The organism is Ruegeria sp. YTSC325 (assembly GCF_059609525.1).
This window is the reverse complement of sequence record NZ_JBXWLY010000013.1, coordinates 40,429-58,993: the sequence shown is the minus strand read 5'-3', so window position 1 is coordinate 58,993 and position 18,565 is coordinate 40,429. Positions and strand designations below refer to the sequence as shown.

General features: G+C 55.0%; 16 protein-coding genes and 1 riboswitch. Of the genes, 7 read left to right on the top strand and 9 right to left on the bottom strand.

Features of this window, described 5'->3' with window-relative positions:
• Positions 1-58: 58 nt before the first annotated feature.
• Both AC2FF7_RS17175 and AC2FF7_RS17170 read left to right on the top strand, forming a co-directional pair.
• Positions 59-727: a response regulator transcription factor gene (locus tag AC2FF7_RS17175; RefSeq protein WP_480869690.1), complete on the top strand. Its 669-nt coding sequence runs from the start codon at positions 59-61 to the stop codon at positions 725-727.
• Positions 724-2,091, top strand: a complete 1,368-nt coding sequence (locus AC2FF7_RS17170; protein ID WP_496906013.1) for a sensor histidine kinase — start codon at positions 724-726, stop codon at positions 2,089-2,091. The genes AC2FF7_RS17175 and AC2FF7_RS17170 overlap by 4 nt, the downstream gene beginning before the upstream one ends.
• A gap of 441 nt (positions 2,092-2,532) precedes the next feature.
• Here the strand turns inward: AC2FF7_RS17170 and AC2FF7_RS17165 are convergent, their stop codons facing one another.
• Positions 2,533-2,937 carry a flavin reductase family protein gene (locus AC2FF7_RS17165; RefSeq protein ID WP_496906042.1) on the bottom strand — a complete coding sequence of 135 codons (405 nt, stop codon included), beginning with the start codon at positions 2,935-2,937 and terminating at the stop codon, positions 2,533-2,535.
• A gap of 517 nt (positions 2,938-3,454) precedes the next feature.
• Here AC2FF7_RS17165 and AC2FF7_RS17160 point away from each other — a divergent pair.
• From AC2FF7_RS17160 to AC2FF7_RS17150, 3 genes are all read left to right on the top strand, one after another.
• Positions 3,455-4,597 (top strand): hypothetical protein, encoded by a 1,143-nt coding sequence (locus AC2FF7_RS17160; protein ID WP_480869693.1) that lies wholly within the window; start codon positions 3,455-3,457, stop codon positions 4,595-4,597.
• 558 nt (positions 4,598-5,155) lie between these two features.
• Entirely contained in the window at positions 5,156-5,494 is a 339-nt protein-coding gene (locus AC2FF7_RS17155; RefSeq protein WP_496906012.1) for a hypothetical protein, read from the top strand.
• 154 nt (positions 5,495-5,648) lie between these two features.
• Positions 5,649-6,284, top strand: a complete 636-nt coding sequence (locus AC2FF7_RS17150; protein WP_496906011.1) for a glutathione S-transferase — start codon at positions 5,649-5,651, stop codon at positions 6,282-6,284.
• A 139-nt stretch (positions 6,285-6,423) separates the two neighbouring features.
• Here AC2FF7_RS17150 and AC2FF7_RS17145 read toward each other — a convergent pair whose 3' ends face one another.
• On the bottom strand, positions 6,424-8,676 hold the full coding sequence (locus AC2FF7_RS17145; RefSeq protein ID WP_496906010.1) for a hypothetical protein: 2,253 nt from the start codon (positions 8,674-8,676) through the stop codon (positions 6,424-6,426).
• A gap of 227 nt (positions 8,677-8,903) precedes the next feature.
• Here AC2FF7_RS17145 and AC2FF7_RS17140 point away from each other — a divergent pair, with 227 nt between their 5' ends.
• Positions 8,904-10,535, top strand: coding sequence for a bifunctional aspartate transaminase/aspartate 4-decarboxylase (locus tag AC2FF7_RS17140; protein ID WP_480869697.1), 1,632 nt, complete (start codon positions 8,904-8,906; stop codon positions 10,533-10,535).
• 22 nt (positions 10,536-10,557) lie between these two features.
• On the opposite strand, the gene aspT is transcribed toward AC2FF7_RS17140, so the two are convergent.
• The 7 genes from aspT to AC2FF7_RS17105 form a co-directional block, all read right to left on the bottom strand.
• Entirely contained in the window at positions 10,558-12,258 is a 1,701-nt protein-coding gene (gene aspT / locus AC2FF7_RS17135) for an aspartate-alanine antiporter (RefSeq protein ID WP_480869698.1), read from the bottom strand.
• A gap of 146 nt (positions 12,259-12,404) precedes the next feature.
• Positions 12,405-12,560 carry a hypothetical protein gene (locus AC2FF7_RS17130; RefSeq protein WP_480869699.1) on the bottom strand — a complete coding sequence of 52 codons (156 nt, stop codon included), beginning with the start codon at positions 12,558-12,560 and terminating at the stop codon, positions 12,405-12,407.
• Positions 12,557-13,012, bottom strand: a complete 456-nt coding sequence (locus AC2FF7_RS17125; protein ID WP_480869701.1) for a hypothetical protein — start codon at positions 13,010-13,012, stop codon at positions 12,557-12,559. Before AC2FF7_RS17125 ends, AC2FF7_RS17130 begins: the two co-directional genes overlap by 4 nt.
• The gene (locus AC2FF7_RS17120; RefSeq protein ID WP_209196120.1) at positions 13,002-14,255 is read right to left on the bottom strand and encodes an agmatinase family protein; all 1,254 of its coding nucleotides are present in this window, start codon (positions 14,253-14,255) and stop codon (positions 13,002-13,004) included. The genes AC2FF7_RS17125 and AC2FF7_RS17120 overlap by 11 nt, the downstream gene beginning before the upstream one ends.
• A 97-nt stretch (positions 14,256-14,352) precedes the next feature.
• Entirely contained in the window at positions 14,353-15,120 is a 768-nt protein-coding gene (locus AC2FF7_RS17115; protein ID WP_496906009.1) for an ATP-binding cassette domain-containing protein, read from the bottom strand.
• Positions 15,117-15,929 (bottom strand): ABC transporter permease, encoded by an 813-nt coding sequence (locus AC2FF7_RS17110; RefSeq protein ID WP_170756040.1) that lies wholly within the window; start codon positions 15,927-15,929, stop codon positions 15,117-15,119. Before AC2FF7_RS17110 ends, AC2FF7_RS17115 begins: the two co-directional genes overlap by 4 nt.
• Before the next feature lie 63 nt (positions 15,930-15,992).
• On the bottom strand, positions 15,993-17,051 hold the full coding sequence (locus AC2FF7_RS17105) for a putative urea ABC transporter substrate-binding protein (protein WP_496906008.1): 1,059 nt from the start codon (positions 17,049-17,051) through the stop codon (positions 15,993-15,995).
• Between the two features lie 95 nt (positions 17,052-17,146).
• Positions 17,147-17,253, bottom strand: a riboswitch (guanidine-I (ykkC/yxkD leader).
• 331 nt (positions 17,254-17,584) lie between these two features.
• Between AC2FF7_RS17105 and AC2FF7_RS17100 the strand changes: the two genes are divergently transcribed.
• Entirely contained in the window at positions 17,585-18,322 is a 738-nt protein-coding gene (locus tag AC2FF7_RS17100; protein ID WP_480869709.1) for a DUF3299 domain-containing protein, read from the top strand.
• Positions 18,323-18,565 lie beyond the last annotated feature (243 nt).

Below are 18,565 nucleotides of genomic sequence, written 5' to 3'. Positions count from 1 at the left end.
CCCCTCCCATCTGGCAATCATGGACCGCCAACCTTGCGCGAAACTTGCAGGAGCCCGAATGCGGATCGTAATCGTCGAGGACAATGAGACCCTTGCTAACGCCATTGCCTATCGCCTGCGGGATCGGGGCCATGCTGCTGACGTGCTGACAGATGGCGATGCCGCCGATCTGTATCTGGAACAGGAAGGTGCAGATCTGATCGTTCTGGACATCAACCTGCCGGGTCGGTCAGGTCTTGAGATCTTGCGGTCGCTGCGCCATCGGGGCGACAGTGCGCCTGTTATCCTGCTGACCGCGCGCACCGAGACCAGCGATCGCGTATCAGGCCTGGATATGGGCGCTGATGACTACCTAGTGAAGCCCTTCGAGATGGACGAACTTGAGGCCCGCATCCGCGCCCTGTCCCGCCGCAAACAACTGGAGTACGGCACGCGTGAGACCATCGGAGACCTGGAATTCGACCGCACCGCCCGGCAGGTCAGCGCAAAGGGCCAAGTGCTCGATGTGCCGCGTCGGGAAATGGCAGTGCTTGAATGCCTGTTGGAACGACGTGGCCGGATCGTCCCCAAAAGTCAGTTGACCGACTACGTCTACGGCGTGGGCGCCGATGTTGACGATTCAGCCGTCGAGCCGCATGTGTCACGACTGCGAAAGCGCCTTCAGAATTTTGGCATCCAGATCAAGACGGCCCGTGGCCTTGGATATCTGCTTGAGGTGAAAAAGTGATCCGGCACGGTTCGCTCAGGCTTAGGCTTTTCATTCTGATCCTGACGCCATTAGTGCTGCTCGCAATCCTGCTTGGGTACTGGCGCTACACGGTTGCTCAACAAACGGCACAGGAGCTTTTTGACGACAGCCTGTTGTCCGCCGGTCTGGCCATTTCACGCGATGTGGCGGTGTCAGAAGGCGATGCCTTGTCGCCCACCACGCGCAGCTTGATCCGCGACGCGTCAGGCGGAGAGATTTTTTATCACGTGACCGGACCCGGCGGTATTTACGTGACCGGGTACGCGTATCCCCCGGCGACAGAAAACCCGTCGGAGCAAGACATTTACCAACCGCATTTTTTCGAAGCTGTTTACCGCAGCGAGCCGGTGCGTGTGCTGAAAATGACCGAACGGGTCACACTGGGTAATCTGGCGGGCGATGCGACGGTCACGGCATGGCAACGTCTCGCGGATCGCAACAACTTTGCCAATGAACTGTCGATCCGCGCCGCGATTCTGATGGGGATCCTTCTGGCCACGCTTGCCGTTGTCGTCTGGTTCGGTGTCGCGCGTGGCTTGCGGCCATTGCTGGATCTACAGGACGCCATTGATATTCGCTCACCCGACGACCTCAGCCAGATCAAACGCCCGGTCCCTGTCGAAGTGCATGGAATTGTCCGAACACTGAACCGACTGTTTGGGCAGGTCGAACACAGCATTAACGCCCATCAAGTGTTTATCTCTGAAGCCGCGCATCAGCTACGAAATCCGGCAGCCGCAGTCCAGTCCATGGCCGAGGCTCTGCGCGATGCAAAAACGGATGAGGACAGGGCCAAACGCATTGTTGAGCTTGTGGCAGCCGCAAAGAATTCGGCCACAGTCGCGGATCAGTTATTGTCATTGGAACGGCTACGGCAACCTACGCATCAAGATCAGATGGAGAAGATTGATTTCCGCTTGGTCGTCGAAGAGGCTTGCGCGGAAATGGGGGTGCACATCCTCGCAAAAGGGATCGATTTTGAGGTGTCGATGCCGGGCTCGGCAATTATGGCTTCAGGAGATCAGGTCTTCTTGACTGAGGCCATAAAAAACCTGCTGGATAACTCAGTTAAGCACGGTGGTACTCAGTTGAGCCGAATTTCTGTCACGCTGCGCCGTGATGGCGGGCACGTAAAGCTTACGGTGGCCGATGACGGAACAGGTCTTTCGCCCGACCAAAGCGAAGCAGCATTCAGTCGGTTTTCGCAGCTGGAGTATTCCCAAGGCAGCGGTTTAGGGTTGTCAATTGTTTCAGCGGTGGCGGAGCGCCATCGAGGAACGGTCGCAATCAATCAAGTCGAAAAAGGAGCGAGCATTACACTGGAGCTCCCAATAGTCCTGTAAGTCGTTTCGGTTTTTAGGAGCCCGAAACACTTCATGATCAAAGCGCATTCTTTACTACTGCAACTAAGTGCCTCTCCGTTACGCATTGCAATTGTCGTCGCACAGCACCCTGAATGGCCGGTTTCGCAACCATTGGATGATTGGCAAGATCATAACGAACCGCGAACACCGTTGAAGCCGTTTTATGTGAAGCGATCTCTGGTTGCGTAGTGGTCATTCAGTGGAACAAGTACGAAAGGCTGCCTCTTGGAAAAAACGGTCTTTTGATCATTCGACGCGAACTTGCCTTGTTGCGGTGCGTAGAGACATTGATGCGACGGCAGGTTGAACTTTCCTGCCAGTCCTATCGTATGTTAAACAACTATGTTCCATGTACATTCGCCAATGCCTTCGAAAGCTGGACTATTCGGGATCGGCCAGCGATCGAAAGCCGCCAACCCACTACGCCAGCGGTTTAGCCTCAGAGCTTTCGGCGCGTTCGACCTTGCCGATCAGAATTCGGTGCGTGCCGAAGGAAACAGTTTGGATGTGCAAGCAAGTAAAAATTGCTGTCGCGCCAGATAGAACCGGCAGGCCTGTCTGTTGATCAACCATCCAACGCACAGATGCGAAGTTACGCTGACCCACGAATTCGGAGGCACCGGCAAAGGCAAGCGCCAGCTTGTCATGCTGCTGCGCGATGTAGTTGACACAATAAACACCGTGTTCCTTAATCATCTCCAGAATGCGGCTTTTCTTGTTGATACAAATCAACACTGCTGGTGGCGCCGCCGTTAGGGAACAAACTGCGCTGACGGTGGCGCCATAGGGACGGTTTTCGCCGCTTTGCGCATTGCGTTTGTGAATTCGGTCGGGGCCAACATTTCGCCCCTTTCTGTTTCGAACCCTTCTGCCGGTGCCACCGCCTTGATCACAGGAACGAATTACTTACGCTTTGCCCAACGAAAACTTATGCAGGTATGTGATGCGACATGCCCTTTAAAACAAATTGGACCTTCTTCGGACCGGTGCATTGTCAAGACTTGAACCGGTTGGCTTTGACAGCAACCGAATGCGGCGTCTGCTGCCGCCGTTGCAGACTTTGATCGCCTTTGAGGCCGCCGCACGAGCAGCCGTTCCATAGGTCATGACCGCCTGAAAAGCCTCGACTTGGCGAATGTCCATGGCTGCCCCATTCCTTTTTGGCATACGTTAATCCAGATTTTCTGTTAATGGAGTTGCCTGATGCAGCGGTCGCAGGCCCCAAATGTTTAGGACCCCGTCAGACCACCAGGCTTGATCCAGATGCTTTGATCAGTGCTATAAGCACATAACCGGACAATTGTTCGACGTATGCGTCGGTTCAGGATCGGAGGCGCTCCAAGTGCTCAACCAAAACGCTTCATTTTGGGGCCCTAACGGTCTTCTCTGCACTTTCCGGGGGCGTTTGATCCGGTTTTCGAGTCTGACCCTATTGGTCATCGGCGCATTTCTGGCGGCAATTTCGTACCCTCACTCTGCGCACGCCTGCCCGGTTTGCGTCACGTTACCAAACGCATCGCTTGCCGATCATTTGATCGGGGCCGAGATCATCGTATTGGCTGCTCCGTCCGCCGAAAATCCATTTAGTTTTGCCCCGGTGAAGCTGATCAAAGGGACCCAACAGCGCCTCGAACGAGCGCCCGAGATTCCGTTTCTCATCGACAGCACAACCCGGGCGGCCTTTCGCACTGATCCGCAAATGCGCATTCTCTTTACCTACGGAGCTGTCAACAAAGATGCCGCGGGCCGCAGTTTTTCGCGCAGTTGGAAGAGAATTTTCACACTGACCCCCGAAAGGGAGAAATTTCTGGAAAGCCTTGAAGCTGCGGCAAAAATTTGGAAACCTGACGACGTAAGTTCTCCGGAGCGTGCCGCGTTTTTTGTTCACCACATAACCTCCGATGACCCCGTACTGCGCGACACTGCGTTGATTGAGATGGATCGAGCGCCATATTCTGTAGTCCAGTCACTTCGCCCAAGGGTGCCAAAAGATCAGCTGCTGAACGAGTTTCGCAATATTTACCGTATCAGTTTTGTTCCTGTCTCGATTCGACTGTTGGGTCTGCAGACAGGAGATGCCGAGGCGGTTTCAGTCGTTAGGTCTCGGTACCCACGCGCATTGCGTTCCAGTGGAGGTTACGTATACGAATGGGCGCTGGCCGGAATTGAAGTCGATCGATCGCAAGCAGTGGAAGCCATCGATAATGCGCTGAAAATGAAGAACCGGAATTTGGAAAGCAAGCGCGGTCTTATTCGGGCATTAGCGGATGGCGGCACGGCTCTCCCAAGCCTTCGAGGCCAAATTGTTAAAGTCTTTTCCACTGAGTTGAATAGCAGCGGCGACTTGGCGTTGGATGTCGCTATCGTCGCTCGTAACTGGAATATCGCAGAATTGGATGATCAGCTTTTGGCGATGCTGGAGAACGAAGACACCGATCCAGTGACCCGATTTGTTATTGAAACCAATATCTCTTCAAACCAGTGAACCCCGAGGCTTTGGGGTGGCCAGAGAACCAGCAGCATCGCTTAAGCCTTACGGCTTAGCCAGTCCAAGACCCTCTGCGCCGTCGCCTGCCATGTGTGGTCAGACTGAGGGCAATGGCGGCCACAAAGCACGTTTTCGACGATCCCAGGGTCATGGGCGGGATCTGTTGCGAAGTCTCTGACTGAACGAAGATTTTATACCTAAACTGCCACTTGTACTGTCAGTTATGCAAATTGAGCGATCGGACAGATGCCTGACTCAAGTTGAGCTTTGTAAACCAAGTGCATCACTTCAATGTCGCCCACTGTAGCAGGCGCTGAAGCATAGGCCTTGATCGAAACGTCCGATTACTTGGAAACGACGATCCATTTGCCAAGCGCAGAGAAGGTTAGCTTTCCGCCCGATTAACTAGAATAGCAACGCGTCCTGGCGCAAAAAGTACCGGCGAGGTCTGCACCGCCGCGATTGTTTTTGGGGCTGCAGGATTTGGACAAGCCACCCCCCTGGCCATCAGGGATAAGACGCTGCCTTCCCCCTCGGGCAGCCGCAGGCGTTTTTGTGCTGTCTGGTGCATACAGTGTACCCGGCCTGTCCTCATGCATCGTCAAAGACTTGATCGACGGTCTGGATGAGATCGACCTGATCGACATTGCAATTCTGCCGGGCATGGCCTATTCCGCACTCCACCTGCTCTCTAAGGCGCTCTATCCCTTCGGAAGCGATCGCTGCGGCATGGAGGTGAGTGTTTCCGGGAAGCTCGATGGGCATCTTATAACCCACACATGGAAGTTGATCGCGGAGAAAGGGCACGGACCGTTTGTGCCTGGCGTTATGTGTCGCGCAATCTTGCGGGAGCATGCCAACATCTATGTCGGTGCGCGCCCTTGCCTGGCATAGCTGCCAAGGCCGATAGTTGAACGCGCGATGGGAGATATGGAGATTCGAACCGGGTTGGTTGAATTGCCTGATCAACACGCTTTTGTTCCGCGACGCGCTGACAAGGCGGGCAGATACCTTGGGCAGCCAGATAGATCTGGAGATAAAATCTAGTATGGACAACTACCCAACCTTTTGGACGTTTCGTCGATGCCCTTACGCGATAAGAGCCCGGCTCGCACTTGCGAGTTCAAGTGTAAAAGTCGAGCTGCGCGAAGTTCTCTTGCGGGACAAACCAGAAGCTTTCTTGCAAACATCTCCGTCCGGCACAGTGCCCGCGCTTCGACTTCCAGACAAAGTCATAGATGAAAGCTTGGAAATCATGGTTTGGGCGCTCCAACAAAATGACCCGCAACGGCTTTTGGACATGCCCTCTGAAGGCTGGGACCTAATTTCGGCAAATGACGGCCCGTTCAAAACTGCACTGGATCACACAAAATACGCTACGCGTTATCCGGATCTAGACTTCAATGAGGAACGCAAGAAAGCGATGGGATACTTGCTCGACCTCAACGAACGGTTAGTTGGGCGGGCCTGGCTTTTTGGGGAGAGACCCACCCTAGCCGATGTAGCGCTTCTGCCATTTGTTCGCCAGTTTGCACATATAGACAGGGCTTGGTTTGATGCACAGAAGTGGCCAAGTTTAATCGCTTGGTTGGATCAGTTCCTAAACAGTGAAGCTTTTTTGCTGGTGATGAGAAAGTATGCAACTTGGTCAGAAGACGATGCGCCGATTTGGTTTAACGGCTGAATGCAACAAGTCATATTCGGCCCAAACTGGGCTTTGAGTGGGGTCTGGGTCGCCGCGATGCGGTATTCGCTGAAGCTGACATTCGCAGCAGGTATTGAGCTTCCCCAACTGAACTGGTCCACCACTATGCTTGCGCCATTTATAGCGGTAGCAAGAAGCTTTTCATAAATCGCATGATCCCTGTCCCCGGACCATCTCCACGGCGGGTTGAACTATCCCAGACGACTGCATCTTTTGGCGCTGTTTTGAGATTGTATCCACTTAAGAAAGTGTCCATCGTTGTAAGAGCGGCAAAAATGCTGAATCTTGTACTGCTACCCCAGGCGACCAGCTTGGGCATTGGAGCAGGTTTTTCCGCCTCAGATGAAGGCGTAAGACGCGCAGCCGCGGTGCTTCGAAGGATCAGGGTTCCTGGACCTTCTGCATAATAGTAGATCATACGCCCCAGTATCAGCGTCGAAAGACCCAGACTGGCAATGCGTCCCATTTTCAATGTTTCGCTCATTCTGACGAAATCTGAAAACCTGAAAATCACACGCTCACCAGGTTGAAGGGACCAAGAAACAAGTTCTGCAGGCTCGTCGACTTTCAGTTCCGCGTCAAATTCATCGGGTTTCTCTGCGCGGTTGCCCTCAATCCGATTCATCGCCCATGTACCGCTGGCAATGCGTGCGACAGGCATTCGAAACCCAAGCGGGCGGCGTCGGGCGGGCGGAGGCCCTTCCAACGTTACGCCCCAACGCGCTACAAAATACGCATCTTTTTCGGTAATGGGGATGCGGTAGTGCTGCCCATGGTTAGCCAAAACAGACGCTGAAGATGGGGGGTCATCTGGCAGAAACTGTGCATGCAGACTGGCGGCCCCGTTTGGCGCAAATATCACGCGCGAGAAAACAATAAGGAAAGTCTTGAGCAGAATAATGACACTGTACAACGTCAAAAGCAGCGATACGTTGCGCCAGGTTCTAAAGCCGCCTGTTACGGTCGATGTGGTTGTCGTGTGCGTGGTTAGATAAACCTGTTGGTAGTAGCTTTGAACCCGGGTTGAAGCATCTGACACGTCATCAGCCAGAGCGACATCGCTGGGGCAGTTTCGGGGCCTGTTCGGGTCAGACGATGCCAGAGTAATGCATCCCGCAAAATCGGTGGTGCCGTCTATCATTCCGGTCCGCGCATCCACCATCATCTGGTTGGCCCCTTCGACGATCCATTCCTTTGTCTTGCAGACAGGATCAAGTGGAAAGCACCAGCCCGGCTTTTCCAACAAGGGCAAGACCTCTTTGGGAAAGGCTGTATTCATCTGGTCTTTTACAGCTAGGGGTACACGAGCAAGGTCGTTCTTTGCGTCCCGTTCAACCGTCTTAAGGTTGAGACTCACACGTTTATGCACCGAAATCAGATACAGATCCGACCACTGATTGATAGCGCGTTCCAGCGGGTCCGCGCTTGGATAGCTACGGGACCAAGACTTGACGTACGGAACATGGCTGTCTTGCGCCATCGGCTCGCTTTCGATCACCCAGATAATTGCCCGGTTTTCTAACTCGGCCGTCCGGCGTTCAACATCGGCAACCATCTGTGGTTCGATCCACAAATTTACGAGCGCCCACCAAAACCCACCGAAAAAAACAAAAACAGCCAATGCAGGGCTCCAGAGTCGTAATGTCTTGCGACTGGCGGAGCGTAGATCCGATTTAGAAAGTGTTGTGACAAACTGCCAGTTGTCACGGACCATCATCCACAGCATTCGAACCAGCACCGATATCGTCAGGAACAACAGTGCGTTCACCGGTTTGGGTTGATAGCCAAAAAACATCATACCCAGCAAGCTGGTACCCGGCGCTGCACCGAAAAGTTGCGCAATCTGTGACCCAGCTACATCCAGAAACAGAATAGTGGTAAACCCTATGAATGACGTGGAAAGCAAATGACCGTGGCGCAGAAAAAGATAGGTGCATGCGGCAGCAAGAGCGGCATAAATCACGTGCGTGGTCATCTCAAATGCGCCGCCGGCCCCCATCGAATTGAACTGATAAATCAGCGACGACCACAACAAAAAGGCCGGAATTGGCCAAAGCGACAAACGCCCGAGCCGGATGACTAGGCCCGCGGAAACAAGCCCTGCCAACCCCAAAATACCAATGGCCGGATGCCCCCAACCACGCTGCTGATAAAGCGTTATTTGATCGGTAATCGTCGTCAGAACACCCGTCTTGCCAGTGGCCACCGGGTCCAGCACAAATGCATAGGACGCCAACATAGGGACCCAGCCAATAAACAGCAGGAACCAGAGGAGTTCTTGAAAAAACCGAGATTGTTGCGTTTCGATTTTGTTCAGCTCCGTGCAAAAGCGCTTCAAAAAATAATCGAATACATAAATTTCTAACGGCAACTATGGCGTCTGTGCTTAATTCTGACAAGATGGCATCCAAAGCACACTGAAAATGGCCTAGCTCACCGTGGGTTGGGCATTAAATACCCTGTTCTAAGGCCAAGTCTTGAATACCAGAGTCTGTGACGCCGCCCGTGCCTTCGATCAGAGCGTTGTTTACTTTGGCCCTATGGTTTGCATACGATTTCGATGAATTTTCCTGAAGTTTTTACGAAAGGTTTATTGTCATGACCGAGACGCTCAACTTGCACAAATTTGAACATCTTAGCCCTTTTCAGATCAAAGACGAACTCATCAAGCTGGCTCAGAAAGAGTCGCATCAGATGGCCCTGCCCTATCTGAATGCAGGGCGTGGGAATCCCAACTGGATCGCAACCAAAGCACGCGAGGCGTTCTTCCTGCTGGGCCAGTTTGCGATGACCGAGGCAAAACGGCACCGCAATGAACCTCAGGTCGGGTTGGCCGGAATGCCTCAAGGCAACGGTTCTTACGTGAGGTTGAAAGCCTATTGCGCCAATTCTTTGGAACAGAATGGACCTCCAGGTGCCGACACGCTGGCGGCAATGGTGGATTACGCCGCTGAAAAATTTGGTTTCACGCCTGACGACTTCGTCCTTGAACTAACCGATGGCATTGTGGGCGACCACTATCCAATGCCTGACCGATGCATGAAACACAACGAAGCCATTGTGCACGAATACATAATGTGGGCGATGTGCGCCGGGCATCGGCCCGAGGCAAAATTCGACATATATGCTGTCGAAGGTGGTACCGCCGCGATGTGCTATATTTTCAAGGCGCTTAAAAACCAGCGACTGCTTAACGCAGGCGATACAATAGCTTTGGGCACACCTATCTTTACGCCCTATTTGGAAATGCCGCTTTTGGAAGACTACGGGTTGAACGTGGTCGACATATCGTCAGAGGAAGAACACCATTTTCAGTTGACGGATGATCATCTGGAGCTCTTGGCCGACCCGAAGGTCAAGGCACTTTTCCTTGTCAATCCAGGCAACCCTTCGTCGGTTGCGATCAGCCCCGAGGTCATGGCCCGGCTGGTGCATTTCGTCAATACCCGACGTCCGGATCTGATTATCCTGACCGATGATGTCTATGGCACCTTCGTGCCAGACTTTCAGTCGGTGATGGGACATTTGCCGGAAAACACGATCGGCGTTTATTCTTTTTCGAAGTATTTTGGGTGTACCGGTTGGCGTCTCGGCGCAATCCTGGTGTCTGAAAACAACATCTTCGACAAAATGATTGCCCAAGCCCCAGCGGATACGCGTGCAGTCGTTGAAGCGCGATACGAAACGCTGACCCCTGATCCGTCCTCGTTCAAATTCATCGATCGAATTGTGGCGGACAGCCGAGATGTCGCGTTGAATCATACTGCGGGTTTGTCTCTGCCACAGCAAGTTATGATGACGCTGTTTTCACTTGTTGAACTAATGGACGAAGAGAAAAAATATCAGGCGTTTTGCTGGGGTATTCTCGATCACCGTTTCAATGAGCTGGTCGAAGGTTTGGGGATCGAGGTTTCTGACAATCCGCTTTTCGACAAGTATTACGGCATTATCGACTTTGAATTCTGGCTAAGGAAATATGTAGGTGAAGAGGTTGTGGAGTGGATTAAGGAGAACGTTCACCCTCTGGATATCTCATTCAAACTGGCGCAAGACCATGGGATTGTTCTGCTCAATGGGTCGGGCTTTGACGCACCAAACTGGTCGGCACGTGTCTCTTTTGCCAATCTAGATGACAGCGCCTATCGCCAGATCGGCCGGGCAGTTCGGGCGGTCGCGGTTGGCTATGTGCAAGCCTACCGCGCCGCGAAAGGCCTGCCACTTCACGGTTAGTTTGCGACTACGAACGCTTTGATCAGGGAACAAAGGCCACAACAAGCGGGCCCCAGAGCGTTAAAAAGATATTGGCGACCGCGTAAGTCATCGTAAACGCGGGGGTTGGCGTCGCGTTTCCGGTTTTTTCCAACAACGTCGCAAAGCCTGGGTTGCCTGAGCGGGATCCGGTTACGACCGCGCATGCCTCGACCGGGTTTTTTATGCCCAGAATAAAGTAGTTGATCGTGAACTGCACAATCATCGGCATCAAGGTGACGACCACACCCAGCAGGAGCAAGGTAATGCCGTATTGCTGGATGGCTTCCAGCGCCGGTTTGCCAGCATTCAAGCCAACAACGCCGACAAATACCGCCAGTCCAAAGCTCTGAAGGAAGTTTGCAGCGCCGTGGTTGATGCCACCAATCTTGGGTCGACGAATGCGCAGATAGCCAATGATCAATCCGGTCACAAGACAGCCAAGCCCCGACCCAAGTGCGACCTTCGTTCCAGCAATGACAAAGCTGATCTCACCAATCAGGTAACCGATGGCAACACCAATACCCAGAGCGATGAAGTTCGTAGCCGAGGCCGAGGGCGGCACGTAGCCTGCCAATTTGGCCACCCGGTTCAGGTCATCTTTGTGGCCAACGATGCTGATCTCGTCACCAGCGTGGAGTTCCGTATTGTGCAGTACCGGCACGTCATGACCCATACGCGTGATCTTTGAGATGTGAACTCCACGACGCTGATCGGCGGTCAATGCAGCCCTCAGTTCTGCCAGAGTTTTTCCTGTCAGTTTGCGATTGGTGATGATCACGTTGCGGCGTTCCGCCACGACAACCAATTCCGGTGGATATTCCCCGATTTCGCCGCTTGCGGTGTCTTCGAAACTGGTAAGTGAGGCGACAAGGCCCGAGACAACGATTACATCACCTGCCCCGACAACGGTTTCAGGTTCAGGCTCTACCGGAATTCCGTTCTGCATCAGCTTCTCGACAATCAGATCGCCGCCATACCGTTCCTCGATGGCCTTGACAGATTGCCCGGCAAGTTGCGCATCAGCAGTCACTTGATAGGCGCGCGCCTCAAACCGGTTCATTGGAAGAAACTCACCCTCCTCCAGTTTGCGACCGCCGCCGCTGAGTTTGCTGGCCAGTTTGATCGCTTCTTGCCGAAGATCGCAGCGCAGAATGATAGGAATGACGCTGACGGCCAGAATCGGCCCAATTGAACCAAAGATATAGGTAACCGAGTAGCCAACCGCGATATTGGTTTTTAGCTTTTCCGCTTCATCTGCCGCGAGCCCTAGCAAATCAATCGCGTTGCCCGCTGTGCCGATGATCGCCGACTGCGTCAGCCCTCCGGCAGCCAGTCCAGCCGCAAGCCCTTTGTCCAGCCCCGCCATGCGAGCCACGACGATCACGAAGAAAAGCCCCCAAGCCGTCATCATGAACGCCGCCAACAGTTTTGTCAGAGCCGAGCGGTTAAGGGCGGCAAAGAATTGCGGCCCGCCGTTATAGCCAACCATAAAAATAAACAGGGAAAAGAAGACGTTTTGCACATCAGTGCTTAGGGTAATGCCGCCGATCTGGCCTACAAAAACCGCGACCAGAAGGGTTCCGGCAATTCCGCCCAGTTCAAACTTTCCAACCCTGAATTTCCCAATGCCGTATCCTAGACCCAGGCAAAGGAAAAGCGCCATAATCGGAAACGCGCGGAGTTGTTCTGCTAAAATATCCATATCGAAATCCCCAGAGCTTCACACTGGTCAACTTAATTCAAGATACAGGGACTGATGATTTATAAAATACTAAATTTTGATTTCGACCACAGGCACAAGGTTACATGTGGCGCAGTGCTTAATTAACTGCGCCACGAGCTACAGACTTACCCCTTCGATCGGAAGGCCAGAAAAGCCATCACTGCAACGCCAGCGAGGATTAAGAAAACCTCACTGCCATGTGTGTGAAACGCGTGATCGGTGTGGGCCATCGCGGGCGTTGCGGCCAATGCGGCTAATGATGCGAGTCTTACAGATTTCATGCTTCGATCTCCTGTTTGCGTTGGTGAAGAAAGTCGCGGATGTCTAAAGTGGATTTATCATCCATAGAGACATAGATCAGCGACATATTGGTGCGCTCCTGCACCATCTGACCGGGGAAGGGCAGATAGCTCAGCTCGCGCGAGCCGAATGAAGGCGAGGCGGTGCCCACCTGCCATTCGGTCTTCAATTCGATGTCGATCAGTTTCAGCGCCTTGGCGCCGTCCTTGGACGGGCGTTCAAAGGGGACACCGGCCAGTTTCAGATAGCTGGTTTTGTCACCGGCCTGCAGGAAACCGTCAATGAATTGCGTGGCTAGAACCTGCAGGTCCGCTGCCTCATCCTCGTGATGCATGTGGCTGTGCAGGTGGTCGCCATGGGCGTGGTTGTGGCCATGCCCGTGATGGGCATGGTCATGATCGTGGTGGTAATTGTGTGGGTGATCATGTGGCATTCGACCACCTCCGCCCTTCAAATTCGCCGTGAGGGATGGCGACGGGTTTGTCGATGAACTTCTTATGCGCGCCCATCTTGCCGTTCGACACCAACGCGCCGAGAACATCCACGATCACGCGGGTGCCCATCAGGGCGGTGATATCGGATGTGTCATAAGGCGGTGAGACCTCGACCAGTTCCATGCCACAGATGCCTTCGGCAGCGATGCCCGAGGCAAGCGCCAGCGCTTCACGCGGAAGGAAACCGCCGGGTTCAGGCCAACCGGTGCCGGGGACAAAACCGCAGTCGATGCTGTCGATGTCGAAGGACATATAAACCATATCGACACCGTCCCACGCCATCTCCAACGCCATCTCGATGGTTTTGTCGACGCCCATCTTCTCCATATCGCCCATGGTGATGATGTTGGTCTCGCGCTCGCGGGCGACCTTGACGGCCTCACGCGGGACTTGCCAGCCGCCGATGCCGATCTGCACAAGGTTCTTGGCGGGCACATTGGGCAGGTTGGTGGAGTGAAACCACGGAGTCGTGTGCATCCTCTCATCCAAGTCTTTTTCCTGAATATCTGCGTGGCGGTCGAAGTGGACGATGCCGATTTTCTTCGAGGTGCATTCGGCGATCCCGCGCACACAGGGGAAGCCAATGGAATGGTCGCCCCCGATCATGATCGGCAGCGAGCCCGAGCTGAACACATGGCTGACCGCGCGGCTGATCTGGTCAAAGCTTTTCTCGATATTGGCCGGGATGGTGAACACGTCGCCCGCATCGCACAGGGTCATCTGTTCGCGCAGGTCGACCCCGATCTCGTAGTTGTAAGGCGTATATAGCGCCGAGATCTTGCGCACCCCCTGCGGCCCGAAGCGGGTTCCGGGGCGATAGGTGGTGCCGCCGTCAAACGGGATGCCCAGCACAGTGGCGTCATAGTCAGCAACCTCCAGCACGTCTTCGGCATAGGGGGCCTTGAGGAAGGTGTTGATGCCTGCGAAATGCGGCAACTCACCCCGTGCGAATGTGGGGATCGACTTGTCCTCGATGCTGTCAGCGCCGGTCAGGCCCATGCGCAGGGCCCAGCGGCGTTCCTCGTCCCAGCGGCCTTCGGGCAGGTCGGCCTCTTTCTGCATGGCCTTCCAGCCCGCCAGTTTGGTCAGGTCAGGGTGGTGTTGGCGCTTTTCGCGGCGTTCAAGATGAGTGCGCAGGTCCATCGGGTGATGGGACTGCGTGCGCTTTGGATCCGAAAACACGGTATGTCTCCCAAATCAGTATCCCGCTGTCGGGCGGGGAATCTCCGGGCTTTGGTGAACGCAGCATGCGGAGCCCGGCGGCGCATGATGCGGTTGTTCAGGCCCCTGCCAATGAGGGGTACTGATCGAGAATGTCCTGATACGGCATGCCCTTGTTACGGGCGTCGAAATCATAGGTGATCGTGGCTCCGAACAGGCCCGGATCGTCCGGGTCCCAGCGGGGTTTGTCGAAGACCAGAACCCGGTCGCCCAGCTTGAACCCTTCTTGCAGGTCATGCGTGACCATGAAAACGGTCATGTTGGTTTCGTCCCGCAATTCCATCAGGAAATCATGCATTTGCAGGCGGGTGCCCGGATCAAGCGCACCGAAGGGTTCATCCAGCAGCAGGATGCGCGGCCGCGCCGTCATGGCCTGACCGATGGCCAACCTCTGCTGCATCCCGCCCGACAGCGCCGCCGGGAATTGATCGGCCACATGGTTCAGGCCGATCCGTTCCAGCATCGCGTCTGCACGCGCTGCGGCCTCGGTGCGTGCAGTCCCGCGCAAACGACCAAAAGGCTGTTCAAAGCTTTCGCCCGCGATCAGGTTGTCGCGCACGGTCATATGCGGAAAGACCGAGTATTTCTGAAACACCACGCCGCGTTCGCGGTTCGGCTCGACTGCCGTGTCGCCACCATCAATACTGATCTCGCCCTTATACGGTCGCTCTTCAGCCAGCAGCATACGCAGGAAGGTGGACTTACCGCAGCCTGACGCGCCGACGATCGAGATGAACTCGCCTTCATCGACCGAGACACTGACCCGCTCCAGAATGGATCGGTCGCCGTAGCGTTGCCAGACATTGCGGACGGATACAAAACTCATAGTCCGGCCTCCATCCACGGGAATGCACGGCGCGAGGTGGTTTTCAGCGCCCAGTCGATCACGAAGGCCAGCAGGGTGATCCAGATGACGTAGGTCAGGATCACATCCATCGCCAGATAGCGGCGCACCAGAAAGATGCGATAGCCAAGGCCTACGTTCGAGGCCACCGCCTCGGCCGCGATCAGGAACAGCCAGGCCGAACCTAAGGACAGACGCATATTCGAAATCAAGCGCGGCAGAATCTGCGGCAGCGCTACACGCAGAGCAATCACCGAGGTCGAGGCCCCAAGCGTTTGCGCCTTGACGATCTGTTCCTTTGGGATCTCCATCACGCGCTGCGCCAGATCGCGAGTCATAAAGGGGGTGATGCCGATGACGATCAGAACAACCTTGGACAGCTCGCCCAGCCCGAACACGATGAACAGGATCGGCAACAGGGCCAGCGGCGGCACCATCGAAATCACCGCAACAAAGCTGGACAGCAGCGACCGCGCATAGGGCAGCAAACCGATGGCCAGCCCCAATACCAAAGACAGCGCCGCCGAAATCCCGACCCCGCCCAGCAAACGCGCCAGACTGGCGAACGTGTCATTCCACAGCAGGATCTCTTTTGACCGGCGGTCAGGTTCCGTGAACAGCCGGTGCGCCGTGTCCAGAATGGTTGAGGGCGCGGGCAGCAGCTTGTCCTGCGGGTTCGCTGTCAGCCGGATATCCGAGGCAACCGCATAGGCCACAAACAGCACCACGAAGGGCAGCGCGGCCAGCAGCAACGCTCCGGGGCGTCCGGGTTTGTGATTGATCAGGCGCATGAGTGGGCGATCCTTGGCACGTCGGGGGATCGGGGCAGCCGCGCGGGCCGCCCCGAAGCTTGCTTACAGGTCGCCGTCAGCGGCCATCTGCATGTAGGTCGTGTCAAAGCGGAACTTGACGTTACCCGCGTCGCCCGTGGTCGTGCCATCGGGATAAGCGATGCCCACGAAATCAGCGCTGGGAGCGCCTTCGCCCAGAATGCCTTTGTCGAACAGGAATTCGGCGACATTGGTCATGGTCTCCGGCAGATCCCCGGCGCTAGCCTGTGCGACGGCGGCGGCCGGGTCAAAGAACATCTCAGTCGCGGCAAGCTGCGCCTTGTAGCCTTCCAGATCGGTGCCCGAGGCTTCGGCCATGGCGGTCAGAACCTCTTCGTCGCCCGCAGCCATCAGCGCCATGACCTCATACCAGGCGCCTGCCACGGCTTTGCCGAATGATGGGTTGGCTTCAAGCGTTTCAGTGTTGACCACCATCAGGTCCAGAATCTCACCGGGGATTTTCGAGCTGTCGAACAGGTTCACTGCATCAGGGTTGCTGCCCATGATTTCGGACACAAGCGGATTCCATGTCACCACTGCCTCGACATCAGGCGTGGCGAAGGCCGCGATCATGTCAGCGTCCGACGTGTTGATGACTGAGGCCAGATCAGATTCCTCAAGCCCCACGGAATCCAACCCCCGCGCCAGCAAGTAATGCGACACCGAAAGTTCCACCAGATTGACCGGCTTGCCTTTGAGGTCTTCCAGGCTGCCTGCGCCCTTCATGATCACCGCATCATTGCCGTTGGAATAGTCACCCACGATCAGCGCGGTCGTATCAACCCCGCCCCCTGAGGGGATCGACAGTGTGTCCATATTGGTGGCCGAGACACCGTCAAAGGCACCGGCGGTGTATTGGTTGATCGACTCGACATAATCGTTGAACTGCACGATCTCGACATCGATGCCGTATTTTTCGGCCCATTTGTCCATGATCCCGCTGTCTTCCAGATACCCCCAGGGCATCCAGCCTACATAGATTGACCATGCCAGCTTGAACTCGGTCTTTTCCTGTGCGGCCAGCGGCGCGGCCAGAACACCCAAGGCAAGGGCGGTCGCGGACATCAGCTTAGTCATTTTCATGTCATTCCCCGTTGTCACGTCCCGCCAAAATCGTGGAGGGTTTCCGGACCGCTGGCGGAACAATGAGATCGGGCGCGGACGAAACCAGCGCAGTAACCTCCCGGGATTTTGGCCCGCCGTGTGCCTTGTCGGAGTTTGCCGACAAGGTGATGCTTCTTGGACCTGACCTGACGATGCCAGCGGAACCCTAAGCACCCTGCTCGTTCAAAATGCTCAGAGGTTTTGATCCTGACAACAAAGGTGCCATCGGTTTCTCGGATGCTGATCTGGTTGCTTAAAAATTAAACTAAATCCTGAACGCTTGCTGCATTGCAGGGCTCAACTGTACTTTGAGTTGGCGCGAGCCGAAGCATTACAGTTGCAAACTTAGACTACCCAGCAGCAAAATCATCGCGCACATCGGCGAGGCTGATTCTCAGCAAATTTGTTCTGAGCCTAGGCTGGATTCACAGCACAGAGTCCACAATACTCAAGTTGGATTATGCCGACGATGGTGAGTTGTGTCTGATTTGAGAAAACATGGTTTCAGCTGGATGGCTGCTCTGCTCATGATGACCTTCATGGCTGACGCAATGCCTGACGAAACGCTGGATTGGGCCGAGATGCCGGACCCAGCCGCGCAAGTCTTTGAAGACCCGTTTCGGATACTCGGCACTGAAGAATTTGACGATCTGGTTTTTGCAGTACGATTGCGCGGTAGACTGCAGCAAGAAATCGGCACCCCGGACGAGAGATTGAAGTGGCAGGAGCTTCTGGCAGAAACCGAAAACGCCTTGGCGGCGAAAGGCGTGGACATTGATTGGCTTCTGGATCAGCGTGAGGCTGTGACCGCACGGCGCGAGCGTGCTGCCACGGCTGGAAACCCCAAACTGGATGGTCGGTCCTTCACTGTATCAGGGTATGCTATCCCCGCTCCGCCTGACACTGATGGTCAGCCCGTGGCTTATCTTGTGCCCCAACTGGGGATGTGCAGTCATTTTCCTCCGCCACCACCAAATCAGATGATCCGTCTGCAATTGGATTCAGACTGGGTGCCGCGTTATATGCACCAGCCCATCCGGGTGACCGGAACTTTGGCCATCGCTCCATCAGATCAAATGGTAATGGTCGTCGATGGATTTGTGCCCATGCGCGCAACATTTCAGATGACTGCCGAAAAGGTCGAGGTTTTGGAAGACGCACAGGACGCTCAAAGCCGGATCGAAACCCTTGCTGATCGCATGCGGGCGGCCCGCCACCGTAAATCCGGCGGTGCCGACCAGCTGGATTGACGGTGCAAGCCGAGGGGGGTTACCGCGCTCGTTTTATTGACAGCGCGTTAGAACCTCTTGCAGAGTTGCAAACATGGGAATCGTGGTAGTTTCAGACATACCTACTATGGCCGAGGGCTCACAGCTGGGGCGCCGCGCGACTGGCTGTGACTTGGTCGTGTGACCGTCACTAGGTGAAACGTCGTTGGGTCCGCTGTCAGCGCGACACAGGCTCAAAATCCCTTAACTCAATCCTTATGGCTT